Genomic DNA, 16424 nt, shown 5'->3' on the forward strand with positions numbered 1-16424 from the left:
CCGCCGCCCCGCCCGCCCCCCGGCCGGCCCGGCCCGCCAGCGCCCCGGCCGCACCCGCGCCCGCCTCCCCCGCGCCGAAGCCGCCCGCCTGCCCACCTGGGCCGCCCGCCAGGGCGTGGGCGCCAGCACCGTGCTGCACGCGGTATGGGCCATGCTCCTGCCCCACATCCACCACCCCGGCCGCCGCGGCCCCGTCCGCTTCGCCATCACCTTCCCCGGCCGCACCATCGCCCTGGACAACATCACCCGCATCCCCGGCCCCTTCGCCACCGCCCTGCCCCTCAGCGTGGACCTCGACCCCGCCACCACCGTGCGCGCCCTGCTGCACCAGATCCGCGACCAGAACCTGGACACCGCCGCCTACGAATGGCTCAGCCCCGCCCAAATCCAGCAGTGGACCCAGCACCCCGCCCCCGCCACCGTGCTCACCTTCGAGCCCCAGCAGCGCGCCGGCGAAGACCTCGCCGCCCGCCTGGCCGCCCACGGCATCCGCGTGGAGGACCCCGAAGCCACCGCCGAACCCACCGCCCACCTCCTGAGCGTGCTGGCCCGCCACGACCACCTGGGCTGCCTGGTCCTCACCGCCGCCCACGACCGCCGCCACCTGCACGACGACCAGGCGGCCGCCCTGCTCGCCCACACCGCCCGCCTGCTGCGCCACCTGCCCCTGACCGCCACCAAGAACACCACCGTCACCCAGGTCCTGGCCCACCTGAGCCCCGCCCCCCGCACCCCCGCCCCCCACGGCCCGCGCGCCACCGGCTGCCTGCCACGCCTGGCCCCCGCCCCCACCCCCGCCCCCCGCCTGGAAGCACTGCGCCCCGCCCGCCACCCGGGCGCCGCCACCCTGTACCTGATCACCACCCCCGGCACCCCCCACCACTGCCACACCGACCTGCTGCACCACTACAGCGGCCCCCAGGCCCTCACCGCCCTGCACCCGGGCACCGCCACCCTGACCCAGTGCCTGCACGCCCTGCGCACCCACACCGGCGAACACCCCGAGATGGCCCTGGCCGCCTACTTCGGCGCCGGAGCCCTCGCCTACGACCTGGCCCGCCACCTGCGCGCCCCCGGCCGGCGCCCCCCGCTGGTCGTCCTGGGCGCCGGCTGCCGGCCCGGCACCGAACGCCCCTGCGAACAGGCCGTCGGCGACCTGGCCCAGGCCCTGGCCACCGCCCTGGCCACCCGCCCACCCGCCTGACACACCCCCGGCCGAGCCCCGGCCGGGGGCCCGCCCCGGTGATCCTCCAGCAGCTCTCCGGCGCACTGTGCCAGCCTGGTGACCGACAGGGCCCGGGCGGACCGCCCCCGTGCCTGCCCGCCCTGCACCGCGTCGGCCCGGGGCCGCGGGCGTCTCCCGTCCCCCGGCCCCGGACCGCCGCACACCCGTCAAGACCCCCTCGGGCGAAGGGGTCTTGTACGACAGGGGCGGGCTCAGGGGGTCAGGGAGCGGACAGCGGCGCCCCCGCGCCCGCGGTGAGGGCCTCGAAACGGCGCAGCAACTGGCGCTGCTGCAGCCGCAGGGCCTCGATACGCCGGTGCAGGCGGTCGATCTCCGTGCCCAGCGCCAGCACCACCTCCCCCGCCCCGGCACCGGCCTGCACCCCCGCCCCGGCCAGGGGCACGGCCGTCGGCAGCGCGGCGGCGGGCAGCACGGTGGCGGGCGGTGCGGCGGGGCGGGGGGCGGGCGGGCTCAGGGCGGTGTCGTGGCGCAGGATCGCCTCCATGCGCGCGCGCAGCACCGGGCCCGGCTCCACCCCCAGCTCGTGCACCAGGCGCTTGCGCGCCCGGTCATAGACGCACAGCGCCTCCGCCTGGCGCCCGCACCGGTACAGCGCCAGCATGAGCTGGTCGTAGAAGCGTTCGCGCATGGGGTGTTCGGTGGTCAGCTCCTCCAGCTCGCCGGTGATCTCACCGTGCCGCCCGGCGCGCAGGCAGGCGTCGTAGAGCAGTTCCAGCGCGGCCAGGCGGTGCTCTTCGAGCTGGGCGGCCTCCGCGGCGCAGATGTCGCCCAGCACGCTGCCCTCCAGCGCCGGGCCGCGCCACAGCGCCAGCGCCTGGCGCAGCAGGTCCGCGGCCCGCCCGGGCGTGTGCGGGGCCGCCTGCTGGGCGCGGGCGGCCAGTTCGGCGAAGGCGCGGGCGTCGGTGTCCGCGCCGCCCAGGCGCAGCACGTACCCGGGCGGGCAGGTGGTGATCCACTCCTGCCCCGCCCCGCCCGCGCCCGCGTCCGGGCCGGGGTGCGGGGCGCGGGCGGGCAGCTGGCGGCGCAGGCGCGCCACGTGGGCCTGCAGCGCGTTGGCGGCGTTGGCCGGGGGGTGCTCGCCCCACAGTTCGTCGATCAGGCGCGGCACGGACACATGGTGCCCGGCCAGCGCCACCAGGGCGCCGAGCAGGGCGCGCTGCTTGGCCCCGGCCGGAAGGATCCGCACCCCGGTGCGCTCGTCGTACATCTCCACGGGACCGAGAATGCGGAACTGCATCTGTTGCCCCCTTCGCACGGCCCGGCCACGCGGCCCGGCCGCCGGGTTGTACGGGCGCCACCCGGCGGGTGCGCGCCCCTTTCGATGACTGTGCAACACACCCTTTTTCCTCTTCGGACGATAGACGATGCCCCCCGCCCGGTCAGCACACGCCAGACAGCCTCCGGTGCCGGTGTGGCCGCCCTTGAGGACCGGCTCCGGCCGGCCCTTCCCCGCGCGAAAACCCCCTCCTTTTTCCGCCCGCCCGCATTTCGCCTGCAAATTTCCCGGAACCGGGGCCAGGGAGCGGGCCGGTGCCGCGCGGGGCACGGGCGCCGGGCACGGGCGCGGGGCGGTCTGTGGCCGGGCCCTGGTGAGGGTCGAGCGGTTCTCCAGCCCCGGTGGTGAGGCTTTTGGGCAACAGCGCTCGAAGGACCGGCCGGCCCCGGCGGAAGGTGGCGGATCGATGGCATCGGCAACGACGCTCGCCCAGCAGGACCAGGCCGCGGCACCCGCCGCGCCCCCCGCACCCCCCGCCGCCGGGCACGCCCCGGGCACGGCAGCAACAGCCCCGGCGGTGTCACAGGAGGCGGTGTCACAGGAGGCGGTGTCGCAGGAGGCGGTGTCGGAGGCGGCGGTGCAGCAGCGCGTGGCCGAGCTGGAGGCCCGCCTGGGCGACCCCTGGGATGCGGCCAACCCGCTGGGCCACGCCGCGATCCTGGCCGCCGACGCCCGCGGACAGGTGCCCGCGCACGCCGAGGCACTGCTGGACGAGGTCCACCTGAACGCCGAGTTCGTGCCCGCCGCCCTGGGCGGGCGCCTGGTGCGCGCCGACGCCCTGGCCCGCATCCTGCGCCCCGTCTTCCGCCGCGACCAGGCCCTGGGCGTGGGATACGGCGCCTTCTCCGTGCTCGCCGGCGCCTCGGTGTGGACCGCCGGCAGCCCCGCCCAGCAGCGGTGGGCCGCCGACCTGCTCCTGGGCGGCGGCCGCCTGGCCGTCTCCTACCGCGAACTGGCCCACGGCAACGCCTTCTTGCGCGACGAGTTCCGCCTGGGCCGCCAGGGCGGCGCCACCGTCTTGAACGGCACCAAACGCGTCATCATCAACGCCGACCGCGCCCAGGGCCTGGTCGTGGTCTGCCGCAGCTCCGACGAACCGGGCAGCCAGGCCCACTCCACCCTGCTCCTGGACCGCGCCGCCCTGCCCGCCGGCCGCGTCCGCGACCTGGAGCCCTACCCCCTGGTGGGCATGCGCGGCTGCCGCATGACGGGCCTGGCCTTCACCGACTGCCCCGTCCCCCCCACCGCCCTCGTCGGCGAGGCCGGCCACGGCGTCCACCTGGCCCTGCGCTCCTTCGCCTTCACCCGCTCCGTCCTGCCCGCCATGGTCCTGGCCGGCGGCGACACCGCCCTGCGCACCGCCTTGCGCTTCGCCCGCCAGCACGGCGTGGGCCACCGCCCCCTGGCCCGCAACCCCCAGGCCCGCCGCACCCTGGCCGGCGCCTTCACCGACCTTCTGATCTGCGACAGCCTCGCCCTGGCCGCCACCCGCGCCGCCAACCGCGCCCTGGGCATCACCGGCGTGTACGCGGCCGCCACCAAGTACCTGCTGCCCATCTTGCTCAACGACGCCGTGCACGAGCTGTCGGTGCTGCTGGGCTCGAGCATCTACGTACGCGACGGCGAGTACGGCATCTTCCAAAAACACGTCCGCGACCTGCCGGTGACCAGCCTGGGCCACGCCGGGGCCGCGGCCGCGCTGTCCACCATCAGCCCCCAGCTTCCCGCCCTGGCCCGCCGCTCCTGGTCGGCGGCCGCCGGCGCCGACCACCACCTGTTCCGCCTGCGCGCCCACCCCGGCGCCCTGGACTTCACCCGCCTGGCCACCTTCGCCGACCGCGACCCGCTGTGCGCCGAACTGCTGGCCGCCGCCGACCACCTCCACCACAGCCCCGGCACCGAGTTCGCCGCCGTGCTGCGCCCGCTGGTGAGCCACCTGGTGGCCGAACTGCGCCGGCTGCGCGCCGCCTGTGCCACCTTGGCCCTGCTCAGCCGCGACTGCCTGGCCAACCCCCAGACCTACGCCCTGGCCGACCGCTACACCCTGCTGCTGGCCGCCGCGGCCTGCCTGGGCGTGTGGCGCCACCAGCAGCACGGCCCCGACCGCTTCGTGGCCCACCCCGCCTGGCTGGTCAACGCGCTGCTGCGGATCTGCACCCGCCTGGGCATCGGACCCCTGCCCGCCGGCGCCCCGGCCCCCGAGGACGAGGTCTTCACCGAACTGCTGCGCCGCCACGACCAGCCCACCAGCTTCGACCTGTACGACAGCCCGCTGGCCACCGGCTGACGGAGCCGGCCAAGGAAGGACCGCCATGAGTCAACTGCTGCTGGACCGGGTCGCCGACGACGTCGTCGCGGCCCTGGAGACGGGCCTGGCCCCCGCGGGCGAACACAGCCGCCTGTATGAGGACCTGGGCCTGGACTCGCTGATGCTGATGCAACTGGTGCACCTGCTCCAAGAGCGCCGCCCGGCCCTGGGCGAACTGCCGCTGGACGACCTGGCCCACCACCTGGCCGACGTCGGCGCCCTGACCGCCCTGCTGCGCACCACCACCGCCACCGCTGCCACTGCCGGTGCGGGTGCGGGTGCGGGTGCCGGTGCGGGTGTGGGTGTGGGCGGTACGCTCCCGGAGCGCGCGGCGTGAGCACCACCGTGGCCGCCTCGGCCGTCCTGCCCGACGCCTCCGCGCTGGCCGTGCTGGCCGAACCGATCCAGGTCACCCCCACCGGCCCCTGGCAGCGCATCCGCAGCGAACTGGCCGAGCAGGCCAGCGTGGTGCTCTACGCCCACCTGGCCGACTGGCTGCCCGACTGGCTGCCCGACCAGGCCGCCCCCGCCCCCGCCCCCGGTCCGGCCGAGCACGGCCACCTGGCCCCGGAGCAGCAGGGCCTGGGGGAGGGCGGGGCGGACAGCGCCGAGCTGGACGGGGCGCTGCCGCAGCTTCTGGGGCGCGACTGGCAGCGCTACCGCGGCATGACCAACCAGGAGGTCCGCGCCCGCTTCCTGGCCTCCCGGCTGCTGCTGAAGTACGCCGCCGGCGCGGTCCTGCAGGCCCGCCCGGCCGACATCGACCTGGCCTACAAGCCCGGCGGGCGGCCCTACCTGCGCGGCTGCGACCAGGTGGACATCAGCCTCAGTCACACCGCCGACCTGCTGGTGGTGGGCATCACCCGGCGCGGCTGGATCGGCGTGGACGCCGAGCTGAAAAGCCGCCGCCTGCTGGGCTCGGCCGTCGAGCGGCAGATCTGCACCCCCCACGAGACCGAGCTGATCTCCCGCATCGAGGACGGGCGCCGCAACGCCACCCTGGTCAAGCTGTGGACCCTGAAGGAGGCCTACAGCAAGGCCATCGGCCAGGGACTGCGCTTTCGCTTCTCGGAGTTCGGCTTCGCCCCCGGCGCCGGGCGCATGCAGGTCCTGCGGCCCGACGGCACCCCCGGCTCGGGCGAGGAGTGGAGCTTTCGCACCTGGACGGTGGCCGGCGACTACACGGTGAGCATGGCCCTGTTCGACTTCGGCTTCGGCGACACCGCCGACATCGCCGCCCAGACCATGCTGGACGAGGGCATGGTCGACGCGCTGCTGCGCGAGGCCGCCCGCACCGAACCCCGCCCCGCCCGCTGAGCACCGCACCACTCCCCGAAGCAAAAAACACCACTCCCCGAAGCAAAAAGAGGGGGGGCCGGCCCCCGACCGGGCCGGCCCCTCTCTTTTTGCTTCCGCGCCGCCTTGTCCTTGCCCCGGCTGTTCAGCGCGGGCGCAGGATCGCCTGGGTCTGGGTGGTCTGCCCCACCCGGTGGCGCTGCCCGTGCGGCGTGCTGTGGAACAGATCCGTCTGGATCACCGCCACCGAGCCGCCCAGGTGCAGCGGCGCGGCCACCGCGCGCACCTCACCGCCGCGCACCGCGGCGAAGAAGTTCGTCTTCAGCTCGATGGTGGAGGTACTGGCGCCCTCGGGCAGGTTCAGATAGGCGCACATCCCCGCGGCCGAGTCGGCCAGCGCCACCAGCGCCCCGCCGTGCAGCACACCCCCCGCGGTACAGCGCTCGGCCGCCCACGGCAGGCACAGCACCACCTGGTGGGGCTCGGCCTGCTCGGCCCTGATGCCCAGCAGGGCGGCGAAGGGCATCAGCGCCAGCACCTGCTCAGCCGCCGGCGCCTGCCCATGGTGCGACGTCATCCACGAACCCCCTTTGCTCTCCCCTGTGTTGTCCGCATGCGTGCAGCATTCCGCAAAGACCGCGCCGCCGGTGCTGCGGCTCAGTGCACCAGCAGGTCCATGAAGCGGTGCAGGTGGCGGGTGAAGTCCGTGGTCACCGCCAGTGCGTGGTTGTCGATGTAGAAGTGGCCGCCGGGGAACTCGCTGTGCCCCAGGTAGCGCGGGCTGCGCCCGGCCCAGTGGCTCATCGCGTCCGGGGCCTGCTGCAAAGGGTCGGTACTGCCGCCGTAGGACGCCAGCGGGCAGGAGACGACCGCCTGGTCGTCGACGTAGCGCGCCGAGACCCGCAGGTCGGCGCGGAGCGCGGGGATGACCAGGGCCAGCATCTCGGGGTTGTCGTAGACCTCGGCGGGAAACGACCCCAACTTCTTGATCCACTCCAGCATCTCGTCGTCGGGCAGCCGGCTCTCCTCCTCGGTGGGCTGGTAGAACCCCACCGGCGACCAGCCCGAGCAGCCCAGCACCAGCGGGGTGCGCTCGCCCTCGCGCTGCAGGCGCACGGTCAGCCGGTAGGCGAGCTGGGCGCCCAGGCAGTGGCCGAAGAACGCAAAGGGCCGCTCGTCGTCCAGCTCGTCGAGGACCGCCTCGTACAAGCCCTCCAGCAGCGGCTCGAAGTCCTCGTAGGTCTCCTCCTCGTGCCGGTTGTGCCGGCCCGGCAGCGTCACCGCCTGCGCGGTGACATCGCGCGGCAGCATGGCCGGCCAGTCGCGGTAGATGATGGCGCCGCTGCCGGCGTGCGGCAGCAGGAAAAGCCGGATGCTCGCCTCGGGGTCGCTCTCCACCGGGTGGAACCAGTGGCCGGCGGTGGACATGTCGGCGAAAGCACTCACGCGGATATCTCCTTGAGACGGGGCAGCAGCACATCGGCGAGCTGCTTGAGCTGCGGCTGGGGGGTCAGGGAGCCGATACGGATGACCAGATGGCGCGCCCCGGCGCGCACATAGGCGGCCAGCGCCTCGGCGCAGGTGTGCGCGCTGCCCCAGGCGTAGGCCTGGAAGGCGGCCATCTGCTCCAGCGAGGCGCCGTAGTAGTGGGTGATGTAGTGCTCCAGCTCCGCCTTGGCCGCCGCGGCGTCGTCGTTGACGGTCAGCGTGGCGTACAGGCCGGGGGTGACGGACCCGGCGGGCCGCCCGGCCGCCGCGCGCAGCTCCTCGATCCGCGTCCAGGCGCGCCGGTAGGCCCCGGGCTCGGGCAAAAACGGCAGCCAGCCGTCGTAGTGGCGGGCCACGCGCTCAAGGACGCGGGGGGTGTCGCTGCCGGCCAGCCACAGCGGCGGCCCGCCCGGGCTAGCCGGGCGCGGCAGCCGGTCGAGGTCCCTGGCCTGCCAGTAGCGCCCCTCGTACACCCCCGCCCCCGCCCCCGCCCCGGCCCCGGCGGCGGGGTGGTGCCAGGCGTGGCGCCACAGGGCGACGATGTCGTCCAGGCGGGCGCCGCGGGCCTGGTAGGAGGCGCCGACGGCGGCGAACTCCGCCTCGGTCTCGGGCATCGGAAAGCCCGAGCCCAGCGCCAGCGTCAGGCGCCCGGCGCACACGTGGTCCAGGCTGGCGGCCATGTTGGCGCCGATCAGCGGGTGGCGCAGGGCCGGGGTCAAAGCTGCGGTGCCCAGCGTCAGGCGTTCGGTGACCGCGCCGGCCGCGGAGAGCACCACCAGCGGGTCACGGCGCGGCCGGGCGGTCAGCGAGTCGCCCGCCCACAGCGAGTCGAAGCCGAGGTCCTCGGCCTGGCGGGCGAAGTCCAGCAGCGGTGCCGCGGCGAAGCTGCCGCTGATGGCCTGTTCTCTGGTCGGCAGCAGTACGCCGATGCGCAAACGGCTCGAGGAGGTGGTGCCCATGTCCCACTCCGATCAGGATTGGAAGAGAAGAAAACCCACAACGACCGGTGCGCGCCGGCGCCCGGCGCGCACCGCCGCCACCGGCCGCTCACGCACCCCCACCCGCGCCCGCACCGGCGGGGCGGGGGGAGCCCAGCTGCTCGCGGACCTGACGGCGCAGGATCTTGCCCGAGGGGTTGCGCGGCAGCTCGTTCACGACGTGGTAGCCGACGGGGATCTTGTAGTCGGCGATGCGGCCGCGCAGGAACAGCAGCAGCTGGCGGGGGCTGGCCGTGGCGCCCGGGCGCAGCACCACCGCGGCGTGCACCGCCTCCCCGAAGCGCGCATCGGGCAGCCCCACCACCGCGGCGTCCACCACCGCGGGGTGCTCGCTCAGCTCCTTTTCCACCTCGGCCGGGTAGATGTTCTGCCCGGCCACGATGATGGTGTCGTTGATGCGGTCGCACAAGAACAGATAGCCCTCATCGTCCAGGTAGCCGGCGTCGCCCATGTGCAGCCAGCCGTCCACCAGGGTGCGGGCGGTGGCCTCGGGCAGGTTCCAGTAGCCCAGCATGCGCGCCGGGGTGCGGATGCACACCTGCCCGATCTGCCCGGCCGGCAGCCGGTGGCCCGCACGGTCGATCACCTTGATCTCGTTGCCCGGGCAGGCCTTGCCGGCCGCGCGCAGCAGCGGGCTGCCCGCCCGGTGCGCCGAGGGCGGCAGGCACACCGCGACACTGCCCGCCTCGGTACTGGCGTAGATCTGCGCCAGCTGGCAGCCGAAGATGTCAAGGCAGCGGTGCAGCAGCCCCTCGGAGATCGGCGCCGCCCCGTAGGCGACCTTGCGCAAGGAGGCGAACGTCCGCGCGTTGACGCCGCGTTCGTCCAGCATCATCTGCAGCATCGCCGGTGCCACGAAGGTGATGCTCACCCGGTGCTCCTCGATCAGGCGCACCGCTTCCTGCGCCGCGTACATGGGCATGACCACGTTGGTGGCGCCCACGCACAGCCCGTGCAGGAACCAGCCGATGCCGGCGATGCCGAAGCCCGGCAGCGAGATCAGGCTGATGTCCTCGGCGCGCCAGTCGATCCAGTCCTCGCCGTCGGCCCCGGTGCGCCGCATCGCCGCGGGCAGGGTGAAGAAGGTGCGGTGGGCCAGCACCACGCCCTTGGGCAGGCCGGTGGTGCCGCTGGTGTAGATCTGCAGCACCGCCTCGTCACTGCCGGCCGAGCAGGCCACCTCGGCGCTGGAGGCCCCGGCGTACCAGGCGGCCAGCCCCGCCCCGCGGTCGAGGCGGCCGTCGCTGCCGGTGCCGTCCAGGCGGATCACCTCGCGCAGCGCCGGCAGGCCGCGCCCGGCCAGCACCTTGTCCACGGTGGGCAGGAACTCCCCGTCGGCGAAGAGGACTTCGGCGCCCGCGTCGCGCAGGATGTGGTCCACCTCGGCGGTGGTCAGCCGCCAGTTGACCGGTACGATCACCGCGCCCGCCTTGGCGCAGGCCAGGATCGTCAGGTAGTAGTGCTCCGACTCCCGGCCCAGGTAGGCCACCCGGCTGCCGCGGCCCACACCGGCCGCGGCCAGGGCGCGCGCGGCCTGGTTGCTGGCCGCGTGCAGGCGCGCGTAGCTCATCCGCCGCCCCTCGCAGATCACGGCCGTGTGCGCGGGCCGGCGACGGGCGTGTTGTGCCAGCGCGTGCGGCAGGGTCCAGTGCGCGGTGGCCGTCATCTGCCCTTCTTCCTCCCGCGCCCCGGCCCGGTGCGCCGGCGCGGGTGTCTCAGGTGGCCCGGACCGTCCAGGTGCCTCGGATCGTTCAGGTCGTTCAGGCGGCCGGGCCCGTTCCCCTGGTGCGGGCCGGTGCGCGGGCGGCGCGGCCCGGCGGGTGCCGGACCGCCCCTCGGGGCGCCTCATGTGCCGCTCCTTGCCAGTTGGGCCTCCACGAAGGCGGCGACCTGCTGCACCGAGGGGTGATCGAAGATCAGGGAGGCGGGCAGGCCCAGACCGAAGTGGCTCTGCAGCGCGCCCTTGACCTCCATGCCCATCACCGAGTCCAGGCCCATGGAGACGAAGTCGGCCTCCGGCTCGACCTCCTCCACCGAGGCGAAGTGCAGCACCGCCGCCACCTTCTCGGCCACCGCCCGGCTGATCAGCTTCAGCCGCTCGGGCCGCTCGCGCGCCAGCAGGTCGGCCAGTTGCCCGCCGGTGTCCTCGCCGCCGCCGTCGGGGGCGGCCACCTGCTCGTACAGGGCGCCGGCCACTGGCAGGCGGGCGCAGAACTGCGGCCAGTCATAGACGTTGACCACCCGTTGCACCGCGCCGTGCTGCCACAGCCGGTGCAGGGCGCGCAGCCCCCAGGCGGGCGAGAACAGCCGCACCCCGCTGCGTTCGATCTCGCGGACGTGCGCGGCCTCCATCCGGGCCGACATGCCCACCCGCCCCCACGAACCCCAGTTGACCGACAGCGCCGGCAGCCCCTGGCGGCCGCGCCAGTGGGCCAGGGCGTCCAGGAAGGAGAACGCGGCCGCGTAGTGCGCCTGCCCGGCACCGCCGCGCACCCCGGTGACCGAGGCGACGGAGGAGTACACCGTGAAGAAGTCCAGCTCCGCAAAGGACTTCGCGGCCTCGTGCAGCAGCCAGCCGCCGTACACCTTGGGAGCGAGCTGTTCCTCGATGGCGGGCCAGGTCAAAGCGGAGATCAGCGCGTTGCCCATGGCGCCGGCCGCGTGCACGATGCCGCCCACCGGATGCTCCAGGCGGTGCAGGCGGGCGACCAGGCCGGCCACATCGCGCTCCTGGCCCAGATCCGCGCGCACCTGGTGCACCTGGGCGCGCGCGCTCAGCTCGTGCAGCAGGCCGGCGGCCTCCGCGGCGGGCGTGCCGCTGCGGCTGACCAGCACCAGGTGGCGCGCCCCGAGCTCGACGAGCTTGTGCGCGGTGGCCAGGCCCAGGCCGCCCAGGCCGCCGGTGACGAGGTAGGTGCGATCGGCGCGCACGGTGAACTCGCCCGCCGGCCGCGGCGCCTGGGCCGGGGGGCGCAGGTCGATGACGACCGCCTGGTCCGCGGCGCAGCCGGCCGCCGCGCGCAGCGCCTCCTGGCTCTCCTCCAGGCGGTAGACCTGCGCCGGGTGCCGGGCGCAGCCGGTGGCGGCGCGGGCGGCGGCCTCGACGGGGTCGGCGGCCACGGTGCGGCGGGTCAGCCGGCCCGCCTCGACGGTCACGACGGGGCCCGCCACGGTGCCCGGGCCCAGCAGGACCTCGGTGCCCGCCGCCCAGGGAGTGCCGGGGCCGGCGGCAAGGACGGTCCCGGCGGCCGCCGCCACCGGCGCCCGCGGCACACCGGCCGCGGCCGCCTGCGGTGAGCCCTGCGGGCCTGCGCCACCGCCGCCCTCGGCGGCTTCGGCGCTCTCGACGGCTTCGGGGGCGCCGGTGGCCAGGGCGGCGGCGTGCACCCGCACCCGTACCCGGCCCGCGCCCAGCGGCTGCTCCTCACCGCCCACGCCCCCTGCCAGGCCCTCAGGCCCGGTGCGGCCCTCGGTGTCCGCAGGGCCCGCCAGGACTGCCAGGGCCGCGGCCGGTACGGGGTGTTCGGGGCCGGGGCCCGCGGGCAGGACACGGCGTACGTAGCGCTGCCCGGCCCGGTAGGCCACCTGGTACTCCGCGGACGCCGGGGCCTGCCACTCGGCGAGCAGGGCGGCGGCGTCACCGCCGGCGGGCAGGTCGACGAGGGTGGCCTTGAGCTGCGGGTACTCGCCCAGCAGGACGCTGCCGAAGCCCCACACGGTGGCGGCGGCCAGGTGTTCGGCGCCGTCGGCCCCGTCGCCGGGCAGGTGCTGGGCGCGCTCGGTGACCAGCCACAGCCGGGGCGGCTGGGCGGTGGGGGCGGCGCTCACCGCGGCCACCAGCTCCAGCAGGCGGGTGAAGTTGTGCGCGCACTCCGCGCGCAGCCGCCCAAGCGACCAGGCGCCCTCGCCGGGCTGCCAGAAGAAGGCCACGTCGGTGACGGGCGCTGCCTCGCCCGGGCGCAGCGCGGCGGCGAGCTCCTGCGCCCCGCCGGCCGTCGACAGCTGCAGGTTCTCGGGTGCCGGCCGCGCGGTGAGCGCCTCGTACACACCCGAGCCGGCACCGGGGGCGGGGTGGTGGAGCAGGACGTGGCGCGCGGGAGCGGGTGCGGTGGTGGGGGCGGGCAGGCGCCGGCGCAGCCACTCCACGCGGTGCAGGAACGGCGGCGGCTCCCCCTGGCCGGGCACGGCGGCCAGAAGGGCGCCGCGCACTTCGGCGAGGGGCTCCTCGCCCTCACTGAGCAGTACGTCCATCCGCAGCCCCTGGCCCTGGCCGCTGTCGGGGCGGGGCAGGGCGGTGAAGCGCACAGGGCCGCCGCGCGGCTTCTTCCACAGCCGTACGCACTCAGCGCTTCGCAGCAGGGCGCGCGGGCCGTCGTCGGCGAAGCCGGCCACGGCGGCCAGGGCGCTGTGCAGCACCTCGCCCGGGAGCTGCTCCACCGGGCCGGCGCTGCGGCCGCGCAGCTCGCCGCTGATGGTGCCGTCGCTGTGGCGGACGGCGCTGCGCAGGCGGCACACGGTGTGCTCGCCGGCGGCTCCCACCGCCCGCAGGTCGGTGGCCAGGTCCGCGCCGTCCAGGTGCTCCACGGCCGTGCCGCTGCCCGTCGCCGGCGGCCGCAGGGCCGGGGCGGGGGAGGGGGCGGTGATGCGGGCGGTGGCCAGGGTGCGGGTGTCCTCGCCGGTGGTGGCGGTGACCTCCGCTTCGATGCCGCCCTCCTCAAGGCGGCGCAGCCGGGTGGTCAGGGTGAAGGCGGCCTCCTCGTCGCCCAGGACCAGCACCTGGGGCAGGCGCAGCTCCGCCAGGGCGCCGCGGGTGTGGCCCGACCAGGCGTCCTGGGCGGCGAAGAGCAGGTCGATCAGGGCGGCGGGCGCCAGGGCGGGCCGGCCGTGGTGGGCGACGAGGGCCTCGCCCGCATCGCCGGGCACGCAGGTGGCGGTGAACTCCGCCGTGCCGGGGGCGAGGTCCTCCTGGGGGGCGGCCTCGCCCAGCAGGGGGTGGCTCAGCGGTCCGCCGCCGGTGGCCGCGCGGCGCGCGGGCACGGGCAGCCAGTAGCGCTTGCGCTGGAAGGCGTAGGTGGGCAGGTTCACCAGCGGCAGGGTGCGCCCGGCGTGGTAGGCGTGCCAGTCCACGTTCAGGCCGGCGGCGTAGAAGTCGGCCAGGGCCCGCAGCGTCGCCCCCGCCCCCGCAGTGGTGCTGGTGCTGGTGCTGGTGCTGGTGTCGGTGTCGCGGCGGCGCAGGCTGGCCAGCCACACGTGGTCCTCGGCGTTGACGCAGCTCTTGGCCAGCGCGGTCAGCATGGCCGAGGGGCCGATCTCGATGACGGCGTGCCGGCCGCGTCTGGCCAGCGCGCGGATGCCCGACAGGAACTGCACCGGCTCGCCGATGTGGCGCACCCAGTACTCCACGGTGCTCAGCTCGCGGGTACGGGCCACCTTCCCGGTGAGATTGGAGATCAGGGAGATGGACGGCTCGCGGAAGGTGAGGGAGGCCAGCGCGGCGCGGAAGTCGTCGAAGACCTCGGCCATCAGCGGGGAGTGGAAGGCGTGGCTGACGGCGAGGTCGTTAACGCGGATGCCCTGGGCGCGCAAGGCGGCGCTGACCTCGGCCAGGTCCTGGCGGGCCCCGGAGATCACGCACTGTTCGGGGCCGTTGACCGCCGCCAGCGCCAGGCGGGGCCGCCCCTCCAGGAGTTCGCCGACCTGCTCGGCCGGGGCGCTGACGGCGGCCATGCCGCCCGGGGCGCGCACCGACTGCATCAGCGCCGAGCGGGCCGCGACCAGGGTGACGGCGTCCCGCAGGCTGAACAGCCCGGCCACGGTGGCGGCCACCACCTCGCCGATGCTGTGCCCGATCAGCACATTGGGCTTGATGCCCCACGACATCCACAGCCGGGCCAGGGCGTATTCCAGGGTGAACAGCGCGGGCTGGGTGTAGCGGGTCTGCTCGATGTCCTCAAGGCCCTCCCCGCGCCCCAGCAGCAGATCGCGCACCGAGCGGCCCAGGTGCGGGGCGAACAGCTCCTCACACTCGTCCACGACCTGCCGGAACAGGGGGAACTGCGCGTAGGCGAGCGCGCCCATGCCCGCGTACTGGGCGCCCTGGCCGGTGAACATGAAGGCGACCTTGCGCACCGAGGAGGCGCTGGTGCGCTGCTCGGAGCCGCGGGCCTGCTCCAAAACCCGCAGCAGGTCCTGGCGGTCGGTGACGGGGGCGGCGATGCGGTGGCTGAAGTGGGCGCGGCCCACGTTCGCGGTGTAGCACAGGCGTGCCACGTCCAGCTCGGGCCGCTGCGTAAGGAGCTGGTGGTAGCGCTCGGCCTGCTCCCTGAGGGCGGCGCCGCTCTTGGCGGACAGGGTGAACACCGGCACGGCCCGCTCGCCGTCACCTGCCGTGCCGGTGCCGGTGCCGGTGCCGGTGCCGGTGCTGGTGGCGGTGAGGGCGGGTGCGGGTGCGGGTGCGTGGGGCGGGGCGGGGTCGGGGGCCTGTTCCAGGACCAGGGCGCCGATGGTGCCGGCGAAGCCGAAGCTGTTGACCGCCGCCCGGCGCACCGGCGCCCTCCAGGGCTCCGCGGCGGTGGGCACGCGCACCGGATACACGTCCCAGGGGATGCGCTTGGAGGGGGTGGTGAAGTTCAGGTGCGGATAGATGGTGGCGGTGCGCAGTTGCAGCAGCACCTTGATGACGCCCACCAGGCCGGAGGCGGGTTCCATGTGGCCCAGGTTGGTCTTGACCGAGCCCACCGGCAGCGGGTCGTCGTGGCTGCGGGCCTCGGCGAAGACGTTGCTGATGGCGCCCAGTTCGATGGGATCGCCCAGCGGGGTGCCGGTGCCGTGCGCCTCGACGTAGCTGATGTCGCCGGGAGCCAGCCCGGCATCGGCCAGCGCCAGGTTCAGCACCCGCTCCTGGGCCGGGCCGTTGGGCACGGTCAGCCCGGCGCTGTCGCCGTCCTGGCCGACCGCGCTGCCGCGGATGACGGCCAGGACCGTGTCGCCGTCGCGGGTGGCGTCGCTGAGGCGCTTGAGGACCACCACGGCGCAGCCCTCGGCGCGCGCGTAGCCGTCGGCCGCTTCGTCGAAGGTCTTGCACTGCCCGTCGGCGGCCAGCATCTGGGCGTTGGAGAACATCACCGGGATCCGCGGGTGGTGCAGGGCGTTGACGCCGCCGCCCAGCGCGATGTCGCACTCCCCGCGGCGCAGCGCGGTCACCGCCATGTGCAGGGCGGCCAGCGACGAGGAGCAGGCGGTGTCCACGCTCAGCGAGGGCCCGCGCCAGCCTAGGAAGTACGACAGGCGTCCGGCCAGCGGGAACAGCGTGATCCCCGAGGCCAGATGGCCGTCGAGTTCCTCGTAGGGCAACTGGTCCAGCTCCAGGGCGTAGTCCACCGAGCTGGCACCGATGTAGACCCCGCCGTTGGACCGGCGCAGCGGGGTGGGGTCGAGGTTGGCGTGCTCCAGGGCCTGCCAGGCGGTCTCCAGGATCATCCGCTGCTGGGGGTCGATGTACTGCGCCTCTTTGGGCGAGATGTTGAAGAACCCCGCGTCGAACAGGTCGATCCGATCCAGATAGCCGCCGGCCGACGCCCGGATCTTGCCCTTGTCGTCGGGGCCGGCGGGGGTGAAGGCGGCGACGTCCCAGCGGTCCTGGGGCAGCGGGGTGATCCCGGAGCCGCCGGAGCGCAAGAACGCCTCGAACTCCTCCAGGCAGGTACTGCCGCCGGGAAAGCGCAGACCCACCCCGATGATGGCGACGGGCTCGCGCTGCGCCGCGCCCGGCGGTGCGGCGGGGGCTTGGCGGTGGTCGAAAGACATGTCCGC

10 protein-coding genes are annotated in these 16424 nt (G+C 75.2%); 4 read left to right on the forward strand and 6 right to left on the reverse strand.

Annotated elements, in window-relative coordinates; translation table 11 throughout:
• A partial coding sequence (locus QK440_RS29350; protein WP_282796255.1) for a condensation domain-containing protein occupies nucleotides 1-1204 on the forward strand: 1204 nt, incomplete at its 5' end.
• A 241-nt stretch (nucleotides 1205-1445) separates the two neighbouring features.
• Here QK440_RS29350 and QK440_RS29355 read toward each other — a convergent pair.
• On the reverse strand, nucleotides 1446-2483 hold the full coding sequence (locus tag QK440_RS29355; RefSeq protein ID WP_282796256.1) for an AfsR/SARP family transcriptional regulator: 1038 nt from the start codon (nucleotides 2481-2483) through the stop codon (nucleotides 1446-1448).
• Between the two features lie 445 nt (nucleotides 2484-2928).
• Here QK440_RS29355 and QK440_RS29360 point away from each other — a divergent pair, with 445 nt between their 5' ends.
• Genes QK440_RS29360 through QK440_RS29370 form a run of 3 tightly spaced genes read left to right on the forward strand, consistent with a single transcriptional unit; the run spans nucleotide 2929 to nucleotide 6147 of the window.
• Entirely contained in the window at nucleotides 2929-4809 is a 1881-nt protein-coding gene (locus QK440_RS29360; RefSeq protein WP_282796257.1) for an acyl-CoA dehydrogenase, read from the forward strand.
• A gap of 25 nt (nucleotides 4810-4834) precedes the next feature.
• Nucleotides 4835-5167, forward strand: coding sequence for an acyl carrier protein (locus QK440_RS29365; protein WP_282796258.1), 333 nt, complete (start codon nucleotides 4835-4837; stop codon nucleotides 5165-5167).
• Nucleotides 5164-6147: a 4'-phosphopantetheinyl transferase superfamily protein gene (locus QK440_RS29370; protein WP_282796259.1), complete on the forward strand. Its 984-nt coding sequence runs from the start codon at nucleotides 5164-5166 to the stop codon at nucleotides 6145-6147. The genes QK440_RS29365 and QK440_RS29370 overlap by 4 nt, the downstream gene beginning before the upstream one ends.
• A gap of 124 nt (nucleotides 6148-6271) precedes the next feature.
• On the opposite strand, the gene QK440_RS29375 is transcribed toward QK440_RS29370, so the two are convergent.
• From QK440_RS29375 to QK440_RS29395, 5 genes are all read right to left on the reverse strand, one after another.
• Nucleotides 6272-6703 carry a PaaI family thioesterase gene (locus QK440_RS29375; RefSeq protein ID WP_282796260.1) on the reverse strand — a complete coding sequence of 144 codons (432 nt, stop codon included), beginning with the start codon at nucleotides 6701-6703 and terminating at the stop codon, nucleotides 6272-6274.
• 80 nt (nucleotides 6704-6783) lie between these two features.
• Nucleotides 6784-7572, reverse strand: coding sequence for a thioesterase domain-containing protein (locus QK440_RS29380; protein ID WP_282796261.1), 789 nt, complete (start codon nucleotides 7570-7572; stop codon nucleotides 6784-6786).
• Nucleotides 7569-8573 carry an LLM class flavin-dependent oxidoreductase gene (locus QK440_RS29385; protein ID WP_282796262.1) on the reverse strand — a complete coding sequence of 335 codons (1005 nt, stop codon included), beginning with the start codon at nucleotides 8571-8573 and terminating at the stop codon, nucleotides 7569-7571. The genes QK440_RS29380 and QK440_RS29385 overlap by 4 nt, the downstream gene beginning before the upstream one ends.
• Nucleotides 8574-8661: 88 nt before the next feature.
• Complete coding sequence (locus tag QK440_RS29390; protein ID WP_282796263.1) at nucleotides 8662-10278, reverse strand: long-chain-fatty-acid--CoA ligase; 1617 nt, start codon at nucleotides 10276-10278, stop codon at nucleotides 8662-8664.
• A gap of 179 nt (nucleotides 10279-10457) precedes the next feature.
• Complete coding sequence (locus QK440_RS29395; protein ID WP_282796264.1) at nucleotides 10458-16418, reverse strand: type I polyketide synthase; 5961 nt, start codon at nucleotides 16416-16418, stop codon at nucleotides 10458-10460.
• Between the last annotated feature and the right edge of the window lie 6 nt (nucleotides 16419-16424).

Source organism: Streptomyces sp. CC224B (assembly GCF_030010595.1).
Classification (GTDB): Bacteria; Actinomycetota; Actinomycetes; order Streptomycetales; family Streptomycetaceae; genus Streptomyces; species Streptomyces longispororuber.

Bases quoted from the DNA above. Each gene is read 5' to 3' on its own strand.
- QK440_RS29355 (WP_282796256.1), bottom strand. From the start codon at position 2,483: ATGCAGTTCCGCATTCTCGGTCCCGTGGAGATGTACGACGAGCGCACC.
- QK440_RS29360 (WP_282796257.1), top strand. From the start codon at position 2,929: ATGGCATCGGCAACGACGCTCGCCCAGCAGGACCAGGCCGCGGCACCC.
- QK440_RS29365 (WP_282796258.1), top strand. From the start codon at position 4,835: ATGAGTCAACTGCTGCTGGACCGGGTCGCCGACGACGTCGTCGCGGCC.
- QK440_RS29375 (WP_282796260.1), bottom strand. From the start codon at position 6,703: ATGACGTCGCACCATGGGCAGGCGCCGGCGGCTGAGCAGGTGCTGGCG.
- QK440_RS29385 (WP_282796262.1), bottom strand. From the start codon at position 8,573: ATGGGCACCACCTCCTCGAGCCGTTTGCGCATCGGCGTACTGCTGCCG.
- QK440_RS29390 (WP_282796263.1), bottom strand. From the start codon at position 10,278: ATGACGGCCACCGCGCACTGGACCCTGCCGCACGCGCTGGCACAACAC.
- QK440_RS29395 (WP_282796264.1), bottom strand. From the start codon at position 16,418: ATGTCTTTCGACCACCGCCAAGCCCCCGCCGCACCGCCGGGCGCGGCG.